Source organism: Thalassospiraceae bacterium LMO-SO8 (assembly GCA_031655335.1).
Classification (GTDB): Bacteria; Pseudomonadota; Alphaproteobacteria; order Rhodospirillales; family Casp-alpha2; genus UBA1479.
Window position 1 is genome coordinate 2,835,029 of sequence record CP134226.1, and the last position, 21,245, is coordinate 2,856,273.

General features: G+C 64.8%; 20 protein-coding genes. 12 read left to right on the forward strand and 8 right to left on the reverse strand.

Features of this window, described 5'->3' with window-relative positions; translation table 11 throughout:
• The gene (locus tag RJ527_13530) at nucleotides 1-420 is read left to right on the forward strand and encodes an NAD(P) transhydrogenase subunit alpha (protein ID WND75057.1); all 420 of its coding nucleotides are present in this window, start codon (nucleotides 1-3) and stop codon (nucleotides 418-420) included.
• 14 nt (nucleotides 421-434) lie between these two features.
• Entirely contained in the window at nucleotides 435-1,829 is a 1,395-nt protein-coding gene (locus RJ527_13535) for an NAD(P)(+) transhydrogenase (Re/Si-specific) subunit beta (GenBank protein WND75058.1), read from the forward strand.
• Nucleotides 1,830-2,052: 223 nt separating this feature from the next.
• Here the strand turns inward: RJ527_13535 and rpsU are convergent, their stop codons facing one another.
• Nucleotides 2,053-2,256 carry a 30S ribosomal protein S21 gene (rpsU, locus tag RJ527_13540; GenBank protein WND75059.1) on the reverse strand — a complete coding sequence of 68 codons (204 nt, stop codon included), beginning with the start codon at nucleotides 2,254-2,256 and terminating at the stop codon, nucleotides 2,053-2,055.
• A gap of 184 nt (nucleotides 2,257-2,440) precedes the next feature.
• Between rpsU and def the strand changes: the two genes are divergently transcribed.
• From def to RJ527_13555, 3 genes are all read left to right on the forward strand, one after another.
• Complete coding sequence (gene def, locus RJ527_13545) at nucleotides 2,441-3,019, forward strand: peptide deformylase (protein ID WND75060.1); 579 nt, start codon at nucleotides 2,441-2,443, stop codon at nucleotides 3,017-3,019.
• Entirely contained in the window at nucleotides 3,016-3,723 is a 708-nt protein-coding gene (locus tag RJ527_13550; GenBank protein WND75061.1) for a COQ9 family protein, read from the forward strand. Before def ends, RJ527_13550 begins: the two co-directional genes overlap by 4 nt.
• A gap of 117 nt (nucleotides 3,724-3,840) precedes the next feature.
• Nucleotides 3,841-4,701: a hypothetical protein gene (locus RJ527_13555; protein WND75062.1), complete on the forward strand. Its 861-nt coding sequence runs from the start codon at nucleotides 3,841-3,843 to the stop codon at nucleotides 4,699-4,701.
• 16 nt (nucleotides 4,702-4,717) lie between these two features.
• Here RJ527_13555 and RJ527_13560 read toward each other — a convergent pair whose 3' ends face one another.
• Together RJ527_13560 and purE are read right to left on the reverse strand one after the other, a co-directional pair.
• Nucleotides 4,718-5,818, reverse strand: coding sequence for a 5-(carboxyamino)imidazole ribonucleotide synthase (locus RJ527_13560; GenBank protein ID WND75063.1), 1,101 nt, complete (start codon nucleotides 5,816-5,818; stop codon nucleotides 4,718-4,720).
• 2 nt (nucleotides 5,819-5,820) lie between these two features.
• Nucleotides 5,821-6,336, reverse strand: a complete 516-nt coding sequence (purE, locus tag RJ527_13565; protein WND75064.1) for a 5-(carboxyamino)imidazole ribonucleotide mutase — start codon at nucleotides 6,334-6,336, stop codon at nucleotides 5,821-5,823.
• 199 nt (nucleotides 6,337-6,535) lie between these two features.
• Here purE and RJ527_13570 point away from each other — a divergent pair, with 199 nt between their 5' ends.
• The 4 genes from RJ527_13570 (at nucleotide 6,536) to RJ527_13585 (ending at nucleotide 11,608) form a co-directional block, all read left to right on the forward strand.
• Nucleotides 6,536-7,249, forward strand: a complete 714-nt coding sequence (locus RJ527_13570; GenBank protein ID WND75065.1) for a diguanylate cyclase — start codon at nucleotides 6,536-6,538, stop codon at nucleotides 7,247-7,249.
• 170 nt (nucleotides 7,250-7,419) lie between these two features.
• Nucleotides 7,420-9,369, forward strand: coding sequence for a DEAD/DEAH box helicase (locus RJ527_13575; protein WND75066.1), 1,950 nt, complete (start codon nucleotides 7,420-7,422; stop codon nucleotides 9,367-9,369).
• A gap of 34 nt (nucleotides 9,370-9,403) precedes the next feature.
• Complete coding sequence (locus RJ527_13580; protein ID WND75067.1) at nucleotides 9,404-11,014, forward strand: SulP family inorganic anion transporter; 1,611 nt, start codon at nucleotides 9,404-9,406, stop codon at nucleotides 11,012-11,014.
• 33 nt (nucleotides 11,015-11,047) lie between these two features.
• A complete protein-coding gene (locus RJ527_13585; GenBank protein WND75068.1) occupies nucleotides 11,048-11,608 on the forward strand; it encodes a glutathione peroxidase in 561 nt (186 codons plus the stop codon).
• 15 nt (nucleotides 11,609-11,623) lie between these two features.
• Here RJ527_13585 and RJ527_13590 read toward each other — a convergent pair whose 3' ends face one another.
• The 4 genes from RJ527_13590 to RJ527_13605 form a co-directional block, all read right to left on the reverse strand.
• Entirely contained in the window at nucleotides 11,624-13,174 is a 1,551-nt protein-coding gene (locus RJ527_13590; protein ID WND75069.1) for an ATP-binding protein, read from the reverse strand.
• Entirely contained in the window at nucleotides 13,164-13,610 is a 447-nt protein-coding gene (locus RJ527_13595) for a response regulator (GenBank protein ID WND75070.1), read from the reverse strand. The genes RJ527_13590 and RJ527_13595 overlap by 11 nt, the downstream gene beginning before the upstream one ends.
• A 40-nt stretch (nucleotides 13,611-13,650) precedes the next feature.
• Nucleotides 13,651-15,183, reverse strand: coding sequence for a PAS domain S-box protein (locus RJ527_13600; GenBank protein ID WND75071.1), 1,533 nt, complete (start codon nucleotides 15,181-15,183; stop codon nucleotides 13,651-13,653).
• A 203-nt stretch (nucleotides 15,184-15,386) separates the two neighbouring features.
• Nucleotides 15,387-15,587 (reverse strand): DUF465 domain-containing protein, encoded by a 201-nt coding sequence (locus tag RJ527_13605; protein ID WND75072.1) that lies wholly within the window; start codon nucleotides 15,585-15,587, stop codon nucleotides 15,387-15,389.
• Between the two features lie 76 nt (nucleotides 15,588-15,663).
• On the opposite strand from RJ527_13605, the gene RJ527_13610 reads away from it, so the two are divergent.
• Both RJ527_13610 and RJ527_13615 read left to right on the forward strand, forming a co-directional pair.
• Nucleotides 15,664-16,797, forward strand: coding sequence for an ATP-dependent 6-phosphofructokinase (locus tag RJ527_13610; GenBank protein ID WND75073.1), 1,134 nt, complete (start codon nucleotides 15,664-15,666; stop codon nucleotides 16,795-16,797).
• Between the two features lie 52 nt (nucleotides 16,798-16,849).
• Nucleotides 16,850-17,191: a YdcH family protein gene (locus RJ527_13615; protein ID WND75074.1), complete on the forward strand. Its 342-nt coding sequence runs from the start codon at nucleotides 16,850-16,852 to the stop codon at nucleotides 17,189-17,191.
• 211 nt (nucleotides 17,192-17,402) lie between these two features.
• Here the strand turns inward: RJ527_13615 and RJ527_13620 are convergent, their stop codons facing one another.
• Complete coding sequence (locus RJ527_13620) at nucleotides 17,403-19,022, reverse strand: acyl-CoA synthetase (protein WND78062.1); 1,620 nt, start codon at nucleotides 19,020-19,022, stop codon at nucleotides 17,403-17,405.
• 219 nt (nucleotides 19,023-19,241) lie between these two features.
• Between RJ527_13620 and RJ527_13625 the strand changes: the two genes are divergently transcribed.
• Nucleotides 19,242-21,155 (forward strand): propionyl-CoA synthetase, encoded by a 1,914-nt coding sequence (locus tag RJ527_13625; GenBank protein WND75075.1) that lies wholly within the window; start codon nucleotides 19,242-19,244, stop codon nucleotides 21,153-21,155.
• Nucleotides 21,156-21,245: the final 90 nt, after the last annotated feature.

Sequence of the window (21,245 nt, forward strand, 5' to 3'; positions counted from 1 at the left end):
ATGGATACCGCAACGATCGCCAAACAGGCGCAGGAGCTTGCCGCCGGCGCCGCGCAGCTTCTGGAGCAGACCCAGAAACTGGCCACGGACGCCGCCGCCGTCGTCGCCCAACAGGCCCCGGCCATGGGCGGGCACGACAGTTTCCTCGGCCTGTTCACGGTCTTCGTGCTGGCCTGCTTCGTCGGCTACTACGTGGTGTGGTCGGTGACCCCGGCCCTGCATTCGCCGCTGATGGGCGTGACCAACGCCATTTCATCGGTGATCATCGTCGGCGGCATTCTGGCGGCCGGGCCCGAGGGCATGGATTTTTCGTCCTGGATGGGCTTTTTCGCCATCACGCTGGCGTCGGTGAACATCTTCGGCGGCTTCATCGTGACGCAGCGAATGCTCGCCATGTTCAAGAAAAAAGAGAAGAAATAGGGGAGGCCTGAACAATGACCGCAAGCTGGACGGGCTACGCCTATCTCATTTCCTCGGTGCTGTTCATTCTGGCGCTCCGGGGCCTGTCATCGCCGGTGACCGCGCGCCGCGGCAACATGATGGCCATCATCGGCATGGCCATCGCCATCGTCACCACGCTGATGGATCCGGGCGTCATGTCCTTCGGCATGATCGTCCTGGCGATCCTCATCGGCGGCACCATCGGCACCGTCACGGCGCTGAAGATCCAGATGACGGCCCTGCCGCAACTGGTCGCCGCCTTCCATTCCCTGGTCGGCATGGCGGCGGTGTTCGTCGCGACCTCGGCGCTGTTCAACCCCAAGGCCTATGGCCTGGGCGCGGTGGGTGAAATTCCGGGGGCGTCCCTGGTCGAAATGTCGCTGGGCACGGCGATCGGCGCGATCACCTTTTCGGGTTCGGTCATCGCCTTCGCCAAATTGCAGGGCATCATGTCGGGCGCGCCCATCACCTTTCCGGGGCAGCACAAGCTGAATGCCCTGGTCGGGCTCGCGATCCTGGCCCTGATCATCACCTTCGTCGGCTCGGAATCCCATTCCGTCTACTGGGGCATCGTGGCGCTGTCGTTCGCCATCGGCTTCCTGCTGATCATCCCCATCGGCGGCGCCGACATGCCCGTGGTCGTGTCCATGCTCAACTCGTACTCGGGCTGGGCGGCGGCCGGCATCGGCTTCACCCTGTCCAACCCGGCACTGATCATCACCGGCGCGCTGGTCGGCTCGTCCGGCGCGATCCTGTCCTACATCATGTGCAAGGGCATGAACCGCTCGATCATCAACGTGCTGCTGGGCGGTTTCGGCGGCGATTCCGGCGGGGCCGCCGCCGCCACGTCCAACGACGGCAAATCCGTGAAATCGGGTGCCGCCGACGACGCCGCCTTCATCATGAAGAACGCGTCCAAGGTCATCATCGTGCCGGGCTACGGCATGGCCGTGGCTCAGGCCCAGCACGCCGTGCGTGAAATGGCCGACCTGCTGAAGGCCGAGGGGGTCGAGGTCCGCTACGCCATTCACCCCGTCGCCGGACGCATGCCGGGACATATGAACGTGCTGCTGGCCGAAGCCAACGTGCCCTATGACGAGGTGTTCGAACTGGAGGAGATCAACCATGAATTCTCCACCGCCGACGTCGCCTACGTGATCGGCGCCAACGACGTGACCAACCCGACCGCCAAGACCGATCCGAAGAGCCCGATCGCCGGGATGCCGATCCTCGACGTGGAAAAGGCGGGCACGGTGCTGTTCATCAAGCGCGGCATGTCATCGGGCTATGCCGGGGTCGACAACCCCCTGTTCTTCGCCGACAACACCATGATGCTGTTCGGCGACGCCAAGAAGATGACGGAAGAGATCGTCCAGGCGCTGGGTTGATCCGCGTTCCCGCAATTCGCAAGATCGCGTAGGGTCGGCGGCCACCAGGCTGCCGGCCCTTCGTTTTGCCTGATGCCCGTCTTTCCCCGCCGTTTCATTGCCGGTTCGGCAAGAAAGCGGGGCCGGTTCGGCAAGAAAACGGGCGCGCAAGGGCTTAGCCCCGGCAGCGCCCGGTATTTCGGTGGATTTTGGAGAACGCGGCCCGCTCAGCGGGCCGGAGGGGCTAGAAGCCCTCGCGCTCGATCCGCTTGCGCTCAAGCTTGCGCGCACGGCGCACGGCTTCGGCCTTTTCACGGGCCCGGCGCTCGGAGGGCTTTTCGTAGGAGCGGCGCAGCTTCATTTCGCGGAAGATGCCTTCGCGCTGCATCTTCTTTTTCAGGGCCTTGAGGGCCTGATCCACGTTGTTGTCTCGGACAATGACTTGCACGGTAAGGTCACGCTCCTAATCTTATAGTCAACAAAATCAATCGGACCTGTGCTATCACCTGTCCGGGAAGACGGGCTTCTATCACATAGATATCACCTTGTGAAGGAGCAAACGTGTTATTTCCCGGGGAGCCATCCGACGTCATAAAGGCGTCTTCACGCCCCGGATCAAGAGGATTTCAACGATGGCCATTCTGAAAATCGCGCGCATGGGACATCCGGTGCTGATGGGCATCGCCCAGCCGGTCGAAGACCCCAAGGATCCGCGCATTCACGGCCTGATCGCCGACATGGTCGAAACCATGGCCGACGCGCCGGGTATCGGCCTGGCCGCCCCCCAGGTTCATGTGCCGCTGCGCATCGTCGTGTTCCGGGTGCCCGGCGAGCGCTGCGAGGACAAAAAGGACGTGCCGCTGACCGTGCTGGTCAATCCGGTGATCGAGGTCGTCGGCGATGCGGTCGAGGAAGGCTGGGAAGGCTGCCTGTCCCTGCCCGAGATGACCGGCCGGGTGCCGCGCCCGACCCATATCCGCTACCGCGCCCAGGGCCTGGACGGCAAGATTTTCGAGCGCGAGGCCAAGGGCTACCACGCCCGCGTGGTGCAGCACGAATGCGACCATCTGGACGGAATCCTCTATCCCATGCGCATGATGGACCTCGCGACCTTCGGTTTTGCCGAGGAAATGGCCCGCGCTCCCCGCACGATCATGGCCGATGAGACCGGCGGCGAAGCCACCGACAGCGAAGACGGAGAAGCCGCATGACCGCCCAAACGACGCGCATGACCGCCGAGGAAGCCCGCGCCCGCCACATGGCCCTGCGCGACCGCCTGATCGAGGCGGCTATGGAACACGTTCCCTTCGACGGCTGGTCGCGGAAGGCCCTGGAACGGGGGGCGGCGGACCTGGGTATGGGCCGGGCGGACGTCCTGCGCGCCTTTCCCGGCGGCATGGCCGACGCTGCCGACCATTTCGCGGACTGGTCCGACCGGCGCATGCTGGCGGAACTGGCCAAGGTCGACCTGGACGCGCTCAAGGTGCGGGAACGGGTGGCGCTCGGCGTGCGCCTGCGCCTGGAACTGAACGCCCCCTATCGGGAGGCCATGCGCCGGCTGCTGTCGTTCCTGGCCCTGCCGCAGAACGCCCCCCTGGCGGCGCGCATGACCTGGCGCACCTGCGACCATATCTGGCACGCGGCGGGCGACCGGGCGGCCGATTTCAACCATTACACCAAGCGGGGCCTGCTGGCCCCGGTCTATACCTCGACCATCCTGTACTGGCTGTCCGACACGTCGGACGGCTTCGCCGATACCTGGGGGTATCTCGACCGGCGTCTCGCCGATGTCCTGAAAATTCCCATGTACAAGGCCCGTGCGCAGCAGGCGTTGGGCCGCCTGCCGTCGCCGCTGGGCTTCCTCAAGCGCCTGAAGGCGGTCGCCACCCGTCCCGGACCCGGCCCGGCGGCCTGACGCGGACCCCGTCGGGGCCGGATTTGCCGTATTATGGAAACCTTTCAGGCAGCGCCGCAGTCGGTTATGCTTTACCCAAGGGATTGATGGGGTTTCGAGCAAAAGGAGACGCGGGCCGTGAGCGCTGCGCAAATCGGTACATCCGCCGCCAATCCGGCCAACGGCCGGGTCTATCATCAGCGGGCCGCCGCCCCGCCGGTCAACTTGGCCAACCACTTCCTGGAATGCTGCAAGCTTAACCGCTATCTGACCGTCGCCGACGGCCATCGCTTCGTCATTACCGAGGATTTCGCGCGCAACATCGCGATCCCCGCCGACGCGGCGGCCATGGCGGCGATCTATTCCCGCGACAAGCTGGTCGCCCAGGCGGCGATCCTGCCGCTCGGCCAGTTGGCCAAGAAGCTGAAGAAAAAGCGCGACCGTGACGCCTATGAGCGCCTGTTCTCGCTGATCGAGGACCAGGCCCTGGACGAGCGGGTGCGCGACAGCGCCCATACCTTGCTGGAAAAAGGCTTCCGCGAGGCCGAAATCAAATCCATCGAGGCCGAACTGAACGATCAGATGAGCCCCGCCCGGGCGCGCTATCGCGATTTCCTCGACCATGTCCGGCGCATGATGGATGGCGCCATGACGCCGGCGGCGTTCGTCGAGGAATTCAAGGCCTTCACCGCCGATGTCGCCGGGCGCCTGGATTTCGGCATCTACAGCTTCTGCCTGGACCGTCTGTTCGGCAGCCTGCGGATTCCGGCGGCGGTCAAACAGCTATTGGTCGGCGAACTGCTGGTGTTTCCGCCGCTGGTGCGGCGCGAACTGCTGACCAATATCCTGGTGTTTCCCGGTCAGACCGAAGATCTGAAGCGCTTCGTCAAGAACACGGTGCTGGCCGAACTGGGCCGTTCCGTCGCGGTCGAGATCGAATTGCTGGAAGCCTACCGGATGCGCCGCATCACCCTGGACGATCTGGCCGGCACGGCCTGATCCCCGTTAGCACGCGTCACCCGTTGGGCAGCTTGCCCTTGGGGTAGAGCCGGTTGACGTGGCCCATCTTGCGGCCGGGCCGGGCTTCGGCCTTGCCGTAAAGGTGCAGGCGGGCCCCCGGGTCGGCCAAAAGATCGGGCCAGCCGTTCACGGCATCGCCGATCAGGTTCTTCATGACCGCGTCGTGGTGGCAATCGATCGACCCCAGCGGCAGGCCACAGACCGCCCGCACCAGTTGTTCAAACTGGCTGGTGGCGCAGGCATCCATGGTCCAATGGCCGGAATTGTGGGGCCGGGGCGCCATTTCGTTGACCAGGATGCGCTGATCCCGGGTGACGAACATCTCGACCGCCAACAGGCCGACAAGGTCCAACGCATCGGCCAGATCGTGGGCGATGGCCACGGCCTGATCGGCCAGGCCGTCCGGCAGACGGGCCGGGGCCATGGTGGTGTCCAGGATATGGTTGACGTGGCGGTTTTCGACCGCCGGATAGGTCCCCCAGCCGCCGTGGGGGGAGCGGGCGGTGATCACGGAAATCTCGCAGTCCAAATCGACGAAGGCTTCGAGGATGCCGATCTCGGCGCCCATTTCCGCCCAGGCGGCGTCGTAATCGCAATCGGGGGCGATCAGCACCTGGCCTTTGCCGTCGTATCCCATGCGTGACGTCTTGAGCACGGCCGGGCGGCCGATCTCGTCCGCCGCCTTGGCCAGGTCGCCGGCCGAGGCGACCCGCCGGTAGGGCGTGGTCGGCGCCGTCTTGTTGATGAATTCCTTTTCCAGAAGTCGATCCTGGGCGATGGCCAGGCATTGCGGGCCGGGCCGCACCAGGGCGTGATCGGCCAGGAATTCGGCGCTGTCCGCCGGCACGTTCTCGAACTCGAAGGTCACCACGTCGACGGCTTCGGCGAAGGATTTCAGGGCGGCGCGGTCCTGATAATCGGCGATGGTCGCCGCCGCCGATACCTGAATGCCCGGCGAATCCGTTTCCGGCGTGAAGATGTGGCAGCGATAGCCGAGCCGGGCCGCCGCCAGGGCGGTCATGCGGCCAAGCTGGCCGCCGCCCATAATGCCGATGGTGCTGCCGGGCGGCAGCGGATGGACGGAACGAGGAGCCATGGTCAGCAGCCTTTGGGATCGTCCGTGGGGACGTCGGCGACGGAGGCCGTCTGTTTGGCGCGGAAACCGTCGAGCGCGGCGGCCACGCCGTCGTCCATCAGGGCGATCACGGCGGCGGCCAGCAGGCCCGCGTTCTTGGCCCCCGGCTTGCCGACGGCCAGGGTGCCGACGGGCACGCCGCCCGGCATCTGAACGATCGACAGCAGGGAATCCATGCCCTTCAGGGCTTTGCTTTCCACCGGCACGCCGAACACGGGCAGCGGCGTCAGCGCCGCCGCCATGCCGGGCAGGTGGGCGGCCCCGCCGGCGCCGGCGATGATCGCCTTCAGCCCGCGGCCGCGGGCCGCCTTGGCATAGTCGTACAGGCGGTCGGGCGTGCGATGGGCGGAGACGATGCGGGTTTCGTGCGGGACGCCGAGTTCGGTCAGCACATCCGCCGCATGGCGCATGGTGTCCCAGTCCGACTGACTGCCCATGATGATGCCGACCAGGGGGGTGTCGGCGGCCGATTGCGGCATGTTGAGACCTCGCTTCCGGTGAAGGCCGCATCGGTGGCCTTCGGGTGACGGGAAGCGCGTCATTATATGGCCAGCCACGGCCACCGCAAGAGTTCAAATATCCTTGAAACGTAAGGCTTTATTAACAATATAAAGGTAATCTAATGTGACAGCAGTCCGTTTGTTCGCCAAGAATGGCGACCTGGAAGGGAGACCCGGCATGGATGTCAACCAGGCCGCCCCCGTCCAGCCGGTAGGACCTGGCGGAGGGCACGGCGGCGGCGCCGGCCCGGGCGGCGGCAAGAAAGAAGACCACCACGAAGAGCAGGCCAAGAACGGCCATTCGGAACCGGCCATCAACGTGTCGGGCCTTCTGTCCATGGAAGGCCTGACGCCGGAGGCCCAGCATGCCATCGAGCGCATGGCGTCCGAGCTCGAACCCCTGCGCCGGCAGCTTGTTCATGCCCAGGAGGAATTGGCCGAGGCTCGCGCCAACGAATTCCGCGATGCCGTGGTGCCGGCGTTGAACCGGCGGGGGGTGATGGCCGAGATGGAAAAGCTGATCCATCGCCTGGGCCATATCGAAGCGCGGCCGGCGCTGATCCTGGTTCATCTCGCCAACGGCGACGATATCCGCCGGGCCCATGGCCTCGCGGTGTTGGACCAGGCCCTGCGCCTGACCTGCGACGTGCTGGGATCGGACAGCCATCAGGCCATGGTCATGGGCAGCCTGGGCGGCAACGATTTCGCGATGGTGGTGCTGGAAGACGGGATCGAGGGCGCGCGGCGCAAGGCCGGTGAGCTTGAGGCGGCGCTGCGCGCCACCCATACGGCCGAGGGTCTTTTCCTCGAGGCGCGCACGGGCGTGGCCTTGCTGGAACCGGGCATGACCGCCGAGGCGGCGGTCACCGCCGCCGACCGCAATCTGCGCTAAGGCGCCGGTACGTGCTCTAGGGCGAAGGTCCAGGCTTTACAGTCCCCTCCGCGTTAACTACAACACGGGCCAACACGCATGTATCGCCGCGCCGTGGGCGGCGGCGCGCGTGCGCCGAGGGCGCTTAACCGCTTCCGGGCGCACGAAACCCGCATTCCGAAAGATGTGACATGACAGAATTCGATGGCGTCGCGATGGCGCTTGGCCAGGCGTTGAGCAAACGCGGCTATACCGTCCTGACCCCCGTACAGACCGCGATCCTGGCGCCGGAACTCCGGGATGCGGACGTTCTGGTGTCGGCCCAGACCGGATCGGGCAAGACCGTGGCCTTCGGTCTGTCGCTGGCGCCGACCTTGTTGGCGGGCGAAGACCGCTTCGGGCGGGCGGCGGAGCCGCTGGCCCTGGCCGTGGCGCCGACGCGGGAACTGGCGCTTCAGGTCAAACGCGAACTGGACTGGCTGTACGAGATGACGGGCGCCGTCTCGGCCTCCTGCATCGGCGGCATGGACATGGGGGGCGAACGCCGGGCCCTCAACAAAGGGGCCCATATCGTCGTCGGCACGCCGGGCCGCCTGCGCGATCATATCGAGCGCGGATCTCTCAATGTCTCCGGTCTGCGCGCCGTGGTGCTGGACGAGGCCGACGAGATGCTCGACCTGGGCTTCCGCGAGGATCTTGAATTCATTCTCGACGCCGCCCCGGCGGACCGCCGCACCCTGATGTTTTCCGCCACCGTGCCGCGCAGCATCGCGACCCTGGCCAAGCGCTATCAGCGCAACGCCGTGCGCGTCGCGACGACGGAGGAACAGAAACAGCACCTCGACATCGAATACCGCGCCCTGGCCGTGGCCCCCAACGACCGGGAAAACGCCATCATCAACCTGCTGCGCTATTACGATGCCAAAAGTGCCCTGGTGTTTTGCGCGACCCGCGCGACGGTCAACCACATGACCAGCCGCTTCGCCAACCGGGGGTTCTCCGTCGTCGCCTTGTCGGGGGAGTTGAGCCAGAACGAGCGCACCCACGCGCTCCAGGCCATGCGCGACGGCCGCGCCCGGGTCTGCATCGCCACCGACGTGGCGGCGCGCGGCATCGATCTGCCCGATCTGGAACTGGTGATCCACGCCGACATCCCGAAGACCCGGGAAACCCTGCTGCACCGAAGCGGCCGCACGGGCCGCGCCGGGCGCAAGGGCGTCAGCGCCCTGATCGTGCCGCACAACCTGCGCTACCGCACGGAGCGCCTGCTGGACAGCGCCAATCTCGAGGCGACCTGGGCCAAGGCGCCGTCGGCCGACGAGATTCTGGCCCGCGACCGTGAGCGCGTCCTTACCGACCCGGCCCTGAGCGAGCCCCTGAACGACGAGGAGCAGGCCTTCGCGACGGAGCTTCTCAGCCGTTACAGCGCGGAGCAGATCGCCGGCGCCTTCATGCGCCAGCAGATGGCCGGCATGTCGGCGCCCGAGGAACTGCTGGATACGGGCCCGTCGGACCGCTTGGCGGAGCGCAAGGAATCCCGCCGCGACGCCTTCAAGGGCGGCGTGTGGTTCTCGTTGTCCGTCGGCCACAAACAGAATGCCGAGCCGCGCTGGCTGCTGCCCATGCTGTGCCGCGCCGGCCATATGACCAAGCGGGAGATCGGCGCCATCCGCATCTTCAATACGGAAACCTTCGTCGAACTGAGCGCCGATTGCGCCGACCGCTTCGTCGAGGAACTGGGTTCCGACATGACCATGGAAAAGACGATCCGCGTGGCGCGGGTCGACGGCCTGCCGGACATGCCGGCCGACGGAGGCCGCGAACAGCGCGGCAAGACCTATCAGGGCGACAAGCCGGCCTGGAACCCGCAAGCCGGCGCGCGTGGCGAGGCGCCCAAGAAGAAAAAGTTCTCGCGCCGCGAGGACGCCCGCGCGGATGCGCTGAACGACGACCGCCCGCCGGCCGGTGACCGCCCGCAAAAGCCCCAGGGCGACAAACCCTGGGACGGGGGCGGCAAGAAGGCCAAGGGCAAGAAGACCTACAAGGTGAAGAAGCCCCACCGGGGCCAGGCCCCCGGCGGCGGAAACCCGGCCGGGAACGCCCCGATCAAGCGCAAGAAGCCGAAAAAACACGCCGACTAGGCGCCCTTACTCACTCACATCGGAATCCATCACCTTGTTACGACCCTTATTCGCCGCTCTCGCGGATTGCTTTTCCGTTGCCGATTGGAAAGGCGACGGATCACCGGCCCATCTGCTCGCGCGCATCAAGACGGAACTTTTGTCTGGCCTGACCGTGTCCCTGGCCCTGGTGCCCGAGGCCGTGGCTTTCGCCTTCGTCGCGGGGGTCCATCCCCTGGTCGGGCTTTACGCGGCCTTCCTGGTCGGCCTGATCACCGCCGTCATCGGCGGCCGGCCCGGCATGATTTCCGGCGCCACCGGGGCGCTTGCCGTGGTTATGGTGGCCCTGGTCGCCAGCCACGGGGTCGAATACCTGTTCGCCACGGTCGTGCTGATGGGCCTTCTCCAGATCGCCGCCGGGCTGCTGCGCCTGGGCAAGTTCATCCGCCTGGTGCCGCATCCGGTGATGATGGGCTTCGTCAACGGCCTGGCCATCGTCATCTTCCTGGCCCAATTGACGCAGTTCCAGGTGCCGGGGCCCGACGGGGCCAAGGTCTGGATGACCGGCTGGCCGCTCGCCGTCATGCTGGGTCTGGTTGCGCTGACCATGGCGATCATCTGGGTGATGCCGAAGATCACCGCCGTCATTCCCGCACCCCTCGCGGGTATCGCCGTGGTCGCGGCCATCGTCATCGGCTTCGGTATCGACGTGCCCCGGGTCGGCGACCTGGCGACCATCAAGGGCGGGCTGCCTGACTTCCACATCCCCATGGTGCCGCTGACCCTGGAAACCCTGAAAATCATCATCCCCTACGCGGTGATCCTGGCCGCCATCGGCCTGATCGAGAGCCTTTTGACCCTCAACCTTGTCGGTGAAATCACCGGCAAGCGCGGCGGGGCGTCCCAGGAATGCGTCGCTCAGGGCCTGGCCAACACGGTCACCGGGTTTTTCGGCGGCATGGGTGGGTGTGCGATGATCGGACAGTCCATGATCAACGTGCAGTCCGGCGGGCGCACGCGCCTGTCGGGGATTTCGGCGGCGCTGTTTCTGCTCGCCTTTATCCTGGTCGCGTCCAGCCTGATCGAACAGATTCCCCTGGCCGCCCTGGTCGGGGTCATGTTCATGGTCGTCATCGGTACCTTCGCCTGGCAGAGCTTCCTGATCCTGCGTCGCATTCCCCTGACCGACGCCCTGGTCATGGGGCTGGTCACGGTCGTCACCGTGTTCAGCGACCTGGCCGTCGCCGTGGTCGTCGGCGTGATCGTGTCGGCCTTGGCCTATGCCTGGAACAACGCGACGCGCATTCACGCCAAGACCCACGAGACGCCCGAGGGCGGCAAGGTCTATCAGATCGAGGGGCCGCTGTTCTTCGGCTCGACCGACGGGTTCGACGAGCTGTTCAAGCCCGAAACCGATCCCGGCCTGGTCATTATCGACTTCATGAACAGCCGCGTCGTCGACCATTCGGCCCTACAGGCCATCGAAGCCCTGGCCCAGAAGTACGAATCCCAGGGCAAGACCCTGCAACTGCGCCACCTGTCCAGGGACTGCCACCAGCTTCTCAGCCGCGCCGGTCAGTTGATGCTGGATTCCGACGATGACCCCAATTACGGCGTCGCCGTCGACTATTTCGTGAAAACCGGTAGTCTGGGCGGCGCCCACTGACCTTTGTCGTTCCGACGCCGCCGAGGGCCGTTTATGATTGCCTTACGCATCCTGTCCCTGCTTGCCCTGTTGATGTCAGGAGCCGCCATGGCCGCCGACGCCCCCAAGACGACCGCCCATGATTTCGCCTTCACCGCCATCGACGGCACCCCGCTGCCGTTGAAATCCTTCGCGGGCAAGGCGGTGCTGGTCGTCAACACGGCGTCGCGATGCGGGTTCACGCCGCAATACACGGCGTTGCAGGACCTGTGGACCCGCTACCGCGACAAGGGTTTCGTGCTGCTGGGCGTGCCGTCCAACGATTTCGGCGGGCAGGAACCGGGCACGGCGGCGGAGATCAAGGAATTCTGCGAGGTGAATTTCAGCGTCGATTTCCCGCTGACGGAAAAGGTCGCGGTCACGGGCGACGGCGCCCATCCGTTTTATGCCTGGGCGGGCAAGGAATTGGGCGCCCTGGCCAAGCCGCGCTGGAATTTCCACAAATACCTGATCGCGCCGGACGGGCGGTTGGTCGACTGGTTCTCGACACCAACCTCGCCGACCGCGCCCAGGGTTCTCAAAGCCGTCGAGGCTGCTCTGGCCGGGGCACGCTGAGACCGCCCCCCCGGGTCAGGCCGTGCCGCGCCCGACATGGGGAAAGGTCATGCATACTTCCGTGCCGGTCCGCACTTCGCTGGTGATCGTGATCGTGCCGCCGTGGGCTTCCACCAGACCGCTGGCGATGGACAGCCCGAGACCCGATCCATCGTGTTTGCGGGCCAGGACGTTGCCGATCTGGTAAAACGGGCGGGCGACCTCGTCCAGCTTGTCGGGGGGAATGCCGATGCCGGTATCGCGGATGCAAATTTCGACCGCCAGTTCGGTTTCCCGGGCCGAAATGAAGATGTGGCCGCCAGGCGGGGTGAACTTGATCGCATTCGACAGGATGTTGCTCATGACCTGGGTGAGCGCCCTGGGGTCGGCGTCGATGGTCAGGTCGTCGCCGATGTCGCCGAATTCCAGGATGATGCCGCTGTCCGCGATGGCCGTGTTGATCATCTTAAGGACTCCGGAAACCTCTTCCCGAATATTCAGGGTTTCGATGTCCAGATCGTATTGCCCCGCCTCGATGCGGGACAGGTCGAGAATGTCGCGGACCAGGCTCAGCATGTGAAGGCCGGCTGATCGCACATCCTTCAGGTATTCCGCCTGTTTGCCGTGGACGGGTCCGGCGACGCCGCCGAGCATGGCGTCCGTGAAGCCGATGATCGCGTTCAAGGGGGTGCGGAATTCATGGCTCATGACGGCCAGGAACCGGCTTTTCGCCTGGTTGGCCTCGACGGCGGACTCCAGCGCTTCTTGCAGGCGGTTGGCATCCTCGATCTGTTGCGTGATGTCGGAACCGATGCCCCGGTAACCGGCAAAGACGCCGTCCGGCGTGAACACGGCCTTGCCGCTGAGCCGGATCGTCCGCACGCCCCCCGCGGGCACGGCGATCCGGCATACGAAATCGCGGAAGTTGCGGCGTTCGCGGACATCCTTCTCATGCTGCCATCGGTCCTTGGTCGACATGTCGGCGAGGAGTTCCCAAACGGACCGGCCAAGGAAGTGGGAGGGCGGCAGGCCCAGGTTGTCCTGCACAGTGCCGCTGATGAAGGTAAACGTCAGGTCTGGTCCCTTTTCCCAGAACCAGTCGGATGCGGCCTCGGCGAAGTCCTGGAAGCGATCCCGCAAAAGCTGTAGTTCGGCCGTTGTCTGCTGTCGGTCCTTTTCCTGCCGGTAAGCGTTGACCAGGCCGGCGATCTGCGCCGGCAGCCGGGCGAAGGAGTCCGTGCCCTTGACCAGATAGTCGTTGGCGCCATGTTTGATGGCTTCGACGGCGTCGGATTCCGACCCGTTGCCGGTCAGCACGATGATCGGGATGTTGCCGTCCAGGCTGCGCACGAAGCGGACCAAATCGACGCCCGAACCTTCGGGAATGTTCAGGTCGGTGACGATGGCGTCGAAGGTGTCTTTCTCGAACATCGCCATCGCTTCGCGACAGTTGGTGTGCCACTGGGGAGAGACATCGGTGTTCTGGCGCGAAAACTGGCGCAGGGCGAGCCGGTAATCGTTCTCGTCGTCCTCGACAAAGAACAGGGAGATGCCCGTGGGTTCGGGAGCGACTGTGTCAGAATGCATGGCCATCTCTCGGAAAATGGTTGGTCCGCGCCCAATAATCGATAAGCCGTTCGCTCATGCGGCCCAGGTCCTGGGACCGCACGGGTTTGATCAGGTAACTGTTGGCGCCCAGGTCATAGGCCAGTTTCACGTCGGTCGGGTCCGAGGACGATGTCAGGATCACGACCGGAATCCGCCGTGTCCGGTGGTCCTCCTTCAGGGCCTTGAGCACGGCATGGCCATCGAGCTTGCGTAGCTTGAGATCCAACAGAATGCAGGTCGGCCGGCTTTCGGTCGGGCCGCGGGCGTCGTCACCCGAAGGCAGCAGATGGGACAGGGCCTCGTCGCCGTCCTGAAGGACCTGGATGTCGACATCCGGCGCCGCGCCGGACAGAGCGCGCTTCAACAGCGTCGCGTCGGCGGGTTCGTCCTCGATGATCAGGAATTTGTCCTTCACGGGTTGGTTTCCTTGTTCATGTCTGATCCGGACGGCGGGGTCAGTCGCCGCGCCGCAACGGCAGGAGTACCGTCACGGTCGTTCCCTTGCCGACTTCGGACGCCAGCTCGATTGTTCCCTGATGAACCTCGATACCCTTTTTGACGATGGCCAGGCCGATGCCCGTGCCGGGGTATGATTTCCGGTCGTGCAGCCGGTGGAATATTTGAAAGATTTTCTGAAAACAGTTCTCCGGAATGCCGATGCCGTTGTCGGCGACGCTGACTTCCAGCATCCCCGGCCGCTTGCGGCCCGTGATGCGGACCCGGGGCGCGGCATCCGGCCGGGTGAACTTGAGGGCGTTCATGATCAGGTTCTGGAACACGCTGTTCAGGGTCGGCCTATGGGCCTCGATGGTGTCCCATTCGCCCGCCATGATGACCTCGGCCTTGCGGGACGTAATCTCGTGATCCAGGGTGGCCAGAATCTGCCCGATAAAGGTCTCCAAATGCACCTGTTTGAACAGCAGGTCGTCGCGCCCGATGCGGCTGTAGTCCAGCAGATCGTCGATCATCTGACCCATGCGGGTCGCCGACTCCGCGATATGGTCCAGGTATTCGCCGGCCTCCGGCACCAGGGTGTCGCCATAGTCCTCGACCAGGGCCATGGAAAACCCCTCTATGGCGCGCAACGGGGCCTTCATGTCGTGGGCGACCGAATAGGCGAAGGCCGCCAGTTCGTCGACGCTGCGCTTGATCGCCAGTTCGGCGTCCTTGCGCTCCGTGATGTCGCGCACGATGCCGACGAAAACCGGCTTGCCGTCCTGCAACGCCTCGCCGACGGACAGTTCCATGGGAAAGGTGCTGCCGTCCTTGCGCTGACCCATGACCTCGCGCCCGATGCCGATGATCTTGCGTTCGCCCGTGGTCCGGTAATTGGCCATGTAGCCGTCGTGTTCGCCGTGGTAGGGCGGCGGCATCAGCATCTTCACGTTCTCGCCGATCACCTCGTCGGCGGAATAGCCGAACAGGCGCTGGCAGGCCGGGTTGAAGATCTGAATGCGGGCCGAAGCATCGATGATGATGACCCCGTCGACGGCCGTGTCGATGACCGCGCGGATGCGTTCCTCGCTTTCGCGCAGGTTCATTTCGGCGGCCTTGCGTTCCGAGATGTCGCGGATGATGCCGACGAAGATTCTGGCGTCGTCGTGGATGGCCTCGCCGACGGACAGTTCCATGGGAAAGGTCGATCCGTCCTTGCGCTGGCCCGTGACCTCGCGCCCGATGCCGATGATCTTGCGCTGTCCGGTGCGGTAATAATTGGCGAGATAGCCGTCGTGCTCTTCCCGATAGGGCGTCGGCATCAGGATATTCACGTTGTTGCCGAGGGCTTCTTCGGCCGAGTATCCGAACAGCCGTTCGCAGGCCAGATTGAACGACTGTATCCGTCCGGCATCATCCATGATGATGATGCCGTCAACAGCCGTGGACAGAACAACGCTCAGGCGGTCGGGAGTGTCCGCGTTTTGATCAAGGTCGCCTGCCGTCTTCGCCTCCCGTGCGTTGGAACCCAGCCAGACCTCTCGAAGCGGCATTTTTTTGGTTCCCGAAGTCGTTACCACGAACCGCTTCGGTTGCGCTTTAGGGCGCGCTTATCCGTGAATTGAATACCTGTGCGACGGGCTTGGTCAATACGCCGTTGGTCCGGGTTGACCCGAATGTGAATGGATTCCAGGCGAATTGCATCCGATTGTATGCAGGCGCGGCAAAATGCGGGGGGCGGCCGACCGGAACGGGATCAGGCGATGATGTCGGGCAGCAGCTGATCCTCAAGCGACGCGATCTCGTCCTTCAGGATCAGTTTGCGCTTTTTCAGGCGCTGCAACTTGATCTGGTCGAAGGGTGGGGAATCGGCCAGATGACTGATGGCCTCGTCCAGGTCGCGGTGTTCGACCTTCAATTCCTCTAGCCTGCGGCGTAACGCGTCCTGCTCGTCCATGGTGCTCCGTGGGGGAATTGGCCGCTGAACCCGCGGCGACGGCTGTTTCCGTCCACCCGTCTTTCGTGATACCAGAATGATCTTCGATCCTATAGACGCCACGCTGCCGGAATCCAAGAGGGCCGACGCAATGAAACGCCTGGGGCTGCTGACCAGCGGCGGTGACTGCGCCGGATTGAACGCCGCCATCCGCGCCGTGGTGAAGCGCGCGGTGACCGGCCATGGGGCCGAGGTCGTGGGGATTCTCCAGGGCACCAAGGGCCTGATGGAGCGGCCGGTGAAGGCGCGGCCGCTCGACCTCGCCATCTTCACCGGCGATATCCTGCGCCAGGGCGGCACCATGCTGGGCACCATCAACACGGGAAATCCCTTCGCCTTTCCGGACGGGCAGGGCGGAATTTCCGACCGTTCCGCCGAGGTTTTGGCCGGCATCCGGGGGCTCGGCCTGGATGCGTTGATCGGCATCGGCGGCGACGGCTCCATGCGGATTCTCAAGCGTCTGGCCGATCAGGGAAACCTGCCCTTCGTCGGCATTCCCAAGACCATCGACAACGACGTGCCGGGCACGGAAATGTGCATCGGCTACCACACCGCCGTGGCCACGGCGGTGGAGGCCCTTGACCGCCTGCAACCCACGGCGGCCAGCCACCAGCGCGTCATGGTGCTGGAGGTCATGGGCCGCGACGCGGGCCATATCGCGCTGGCGGCCGGCATCGCCGGCGGGGCCGACGTGATCCTGATCCCGGAAATTCCCTATGACGCGGCGGCCATCGCGGCCAAGCTCGCGTCCGTCGCCCGGGAAGGCCGCAACCATGCGCTGGTCGTCTGCGCCGAGGCGGCGAAACCCGTCGGCGGCCATGTCGAAACCCGTCCCGACCCGGGCGGCACGGTGCATTACGGCGGCGCCGGACAGGTCGTGGGCGCCGAGATCGCGCGGGCCACGGGGGCCGATGTGCGGGTCACCGTGCTGGGCCATGTGCAGCGCGGCGGCATGCCGACCAGCATCGACCGCCTGTTGGCCTCGGCCTTCGGCGTGCATGCGGTGGACCTGGCGGCGGCGGGGAAAACGGGGCGCATGGTCGGCTGGCGGGGTGGGGATACCATCGACACGGCGCTCCAGGACCTGGCCGACGGGCCGCGCTGCGTCGATCTCGAGGGCTCCCAGGCGCGCACGGCGCGGGGCCTCGGCATCTGCCTCGGCGACCGCTGATCCAGACAGGGGTAAAGATCGGAAATTTCCCTAGGAAAATTCACCGAACTGGATGAACGGCCCTGAATTCAGGGGGTTATGGCCGCGACATAATCTGTCGTTCTGGGGGCGTCAGGTTTATTTTTGTTCCAATTTCAGCTACCATGACAGTGTCGTGACAATCGTGCTTGATAAGGGCCGTCGATGGTCTGACGGCCCATCATTGAGGAAGGAGTTCGTCAATATGAGTCTTGAACAACGGTTGGAAGCCTTAAAGGTACGTCATTCAACGCTGGAAGACCTGATCAACCAGGAAAGCTCAAGACCTCTCCCCGACGACATTGAAATACACGCCCTCAAGAAGGAAAAACTCAGGATCAAAGACGAAATGGCGGGTATCGCCACCCGGCACTAACGGGCGGCGGCGCGGGCGCGCGGATGGACGCCGGGGTTAGGCCGGCGGCCACATCCCGCTGCGAAGCGCTTCACACATTCGGGGAACACAAGACGCGGCAGCCTGGGAGGGCTGCCGCGTTTTTGTATGATTGGATCGGCGCCGCGCGGCCTTTGATGCGGTTAACGCGACCCTCCCCGATACGCCCCCCCCGCCTTCGCGGGAATGACGTTCAGGCGTCCGCCGCCGCTTCCCTTAATTTGAATTTCTGGATTTTACCCGTCGACGTCTTCGGCAATTCGCCGAACACCACGTGTTTCGGGCATTTGTAGTGGGCCAGGTTGTCGCGGCAGAACTGGATGATGTCCTCGACCGTCGGCGCCGGCACGCCGGCTTTCAGTTCCACGAAGGCGCAGGGCGTCTCGCCCCATTTGTCGTCGGGCTTGGCGACCACGGCGGCGGTCAGCACCGCCGGGTGCTTGTACAGCACGCCCTCGACCTCGATCGACGAGATGTTCTCGCCGCCCGAGATGATGATGTCCTTGGACCGATCCTTGAGCTGGATATAGCCGTCGGGATGCATGACCCCCAGGTCGCCGGAATGGAACCAGCCGCCGGCCAGGGACTTTTTCGTGGTCTCCGGGTTCTTCAGGTAGCCCTTCATGACGATGTTGCCCTGGAACATGGCCTCGCCCATGGTCTCGCCGTCGGCGGGCACGGGCTCCATGGTGTCCGGGTCGATGATTTGCAGGTCGTTGAGCGCGTGATAGGGCACGCCCTGGCGGGATTTCTTCTGGGCCTGTTCCTCGATCGGAAGCGCATCCCATTCCGGATGCCAGGCGCACATCACGGCGGGGCCGTATGTTTCCGTCAGGCCGTAGGCATGGGTGACCTCGATGCCCTCGCGCTGCATGGCTTCCAGGGTCGCGGCCGGGGGCGGGGCGGCGGCGGCCATGAACTTGACCTTGTGGTCGAAGGGTTTCTTCTCAGCCGCGGTGGCATTGACCAGGAAGCTCATGACGATGGGGGCGCCGCACATATGGGTGACCTTGTGCAGGGCGATGGCGTCGTAAATGTTGGCGCCCGTAACCCGGCGCAGGCAGATGTTGGTGCCGGCCAATGCGGCGATGGTCCAGGGAAAGCACCAGCCGTTGCAATGGAACATGGGCAGGGTCCAGAGATAGACCGGATGATGCGCCATGTTCCAGCCGACGGCGTTGGAAACCGCGTTCAGATAGGCCCCCCGATGGTGGTAGACCACGCCCTTGGGGTCGCCCGTGGTGCCCGAGGTATAGTTGAGCGAGATCGCCTGCCATTCGTCCTGGGGCAGGTCCCACGGGAAATCGCCATCGCCTTCGGCCAGCAGGCTTTCATAATCGGTTTCGCCCAGGGTGACATGCTCGTGCCCAGCCTCGCTGTCGACGATGTCGATCACCGGAATGTCGCGGCCGATCAGGGCGAGCGCCGCCTTCACCGTCGGCGCGAATTCCGTGTCGGTCAGCAGCAGTTTGGCCTCGCCGTGGTTGAGGCAAAACGCGATGGCTTCGGCGTCCAGGCGCACGTTGAGGGTGTTGATGACCGCCCCCGCCATGGGCACGGCGAAGGTCGCTTCGTACATCTCGGGCGTATTGGCGCCCATGATGGCGACCGTGTCCAGATGGCCGATGCCCCGCTTGGACAAGGCGGAGGCAAGCTTTCTCACCCGCGTATAGGTCTCGCCCCAGGTGAAGCGCTTGGCCCCGTGCACGACCGACGGATGGTCGGGATAGACGCGGGCCGCCCGCTTCAGAAACGTGTTGGGCGACAGGGGGGTATGGTTGGCGCGAACGGCGTCGAGGGCACGTTCGTACATATTGACTTCGCTCAAGGCAGCCTCCGGCAAAACCGTTATGTTCGGGCCTGTTCGTTGACCGCGGACCTAGGGGTCAATGTGCCACAAAGCACCTTGGCAAAAAACGCTGTTTTGGCCCACACTGCCCAGATAAACGCCGCCGCCCCGGGACTAGGTATCTGAGACTGGGGACAGGTCGGCATAACGGCCAAAGCGCTGACTTAAAGGGAGGTTCCACCGATGACCAATGCCTATGATGCCGCCTATGCGCGCTCTCTCGACGATCCCGACGGTTTCTGGGGCGAGGCGGCGGAGGCCCTGGTTTGGACCAGGAAGTGGGACAAGGTGCTGGACGGCAGCGCCGCCCCCATCTACCGCTGGTTCACGGGCGGTGAGTTGAACACCTGCTACAACTGTCTGGACCGCCATGTCGACGAGGGCAATGGGGCCCGCACGGCGCTGATCTACGACAGCCCCGTCACCGGCGGCACACAGCGCAAGTACAGCTACCTGCAACTGCGGGACGAGGTCGCGACCTTCGCGGGCGTGCTGGCGGCGCAAGGCGTGGGCAAGGGCGACCGGGTCATCATCTACATGCCCATGGTGCCGGAAGCGGCCATCGCCATGCTGGCCTGCGCGCGCCTGGGCGCGATTCATTCCGTGGTGTTCGGCGGGTTCGCCTCGAACGAATTGGCCGTGCGCATCGACGACGCGGCGCCCAAGGCCATCGTCAGCGCGACCTGCGGGATCGAGGTCAACCGGGTGCTTGAATACATGCCGCTCCTGAAAGGGGCCATCGACATCGCCAAGCACAAGCCGGACACGGTGATCATCCTCTCGCGCCCGGAATGCGAGGTGGATTTGGCATCCTACGGCTATCTCGACTGGGCCACGGAGGCGGCCAAGGCGGCCCCCCACGACTGCGTACCCGTCAAGGCGACGGACCCGCTTTATATCCTCTATACCTCGGGCACCACGGGTGAGCCCAAGGGCGTGGTGCGCGACAACGGCGGCCATGCGGTGGCGCTGAAATGGTCGATGAAGAACGTCTATGACGCGGACCCGGGCGACGTCTACTGGGCGGCCTCCGACGTCGGCTGGGTGGTCGGCCATTCCTACATCGTCTACGCGCCCCTGCTGCATGGCTGCACGACGATCCTGTACGAGGGCAAGCCCGTGGGCACGCCCGACGCGGGGGCGTTCTGGCGGGTCATCGCCGACCACAAGGTGAAGATCCTGTTCACGGCGCCCACGGCCTTCCGCGCGATCAAGAAGGAAGACCCCGAGGGCGCGCTTCTGAAGAAATACGACATGTCGTCGTTCAAGATGCTGTTCCTGGCCGGCGAACGGACCGATCCGCCGACCCTGGAATGGGCCGAAAAGACCCTGGGCGTGCCGGTCATCGACCATTGGTGGCAGACGGAAACGGGCTGGGCCATCGCGTCCAACTGCATGGGCCTGCACCGCTTCCCGGTCAAGGCGGGCTCGCCGACCAAGCCGTGTCCGGGCTGGAACGTTCAGGTTCTCAACGAGGAAACCCACGAGCCGGTGAAGGCGGGGGAAATCGGCGCCATCTGCGTCAAGCTGCCGATGCCGCCGTCCAGCCTGCCGACCCTGTGGAACGCCGACAAGCGGTTCCGCGAGGCCTATCTCAACGAATATCCCGGCTATTACAAAACCGCCGACGCCGGCGTGTTCGACGAGGACGGCTATATCTCGATCATGGCGCGCACGGACGACATCATCAACGTGGCCGGGCACCGCCTGTCCACGGGCGGGATGGAGGAGGTCCTGGCCGCCCATCCCGACGTCGCCGAATGCGCCGTGATCGGTGTTGCCGACGAATTGAAGGGCCAGTTGCCCGTGGGCTTCCTGGTGCTCAAGGCCGGGGTGACCAAGGATGCGGCCGAGGTCGTCAACGAGGTCGTGCAGCTTGTCCGCCAGAAGATCGGCCCCGTCGCCGCCTTCAAGCAGGCGACGGTGGTGCCGCGCCTGCCCAAGACCCGGTCAGGCAAGATTCTGCGCGGCACCATGCAGAAGATCGCCGACAACGAACAATGGAAGATGCCCGCGACCATCGACGACCCGGCGATCCTGGACGAGATCACTGGCGCGCTGGAAGATATCGGCTACGGCAAGTCACGCAGGGATTAAGCACGTTCTGGACAATAACTTATTCGCACCTGGGCCATTGAGGCCCGGTGCCGGATGAGGCATGGTGCGGGCAACGGGCGGTTGTTCGCC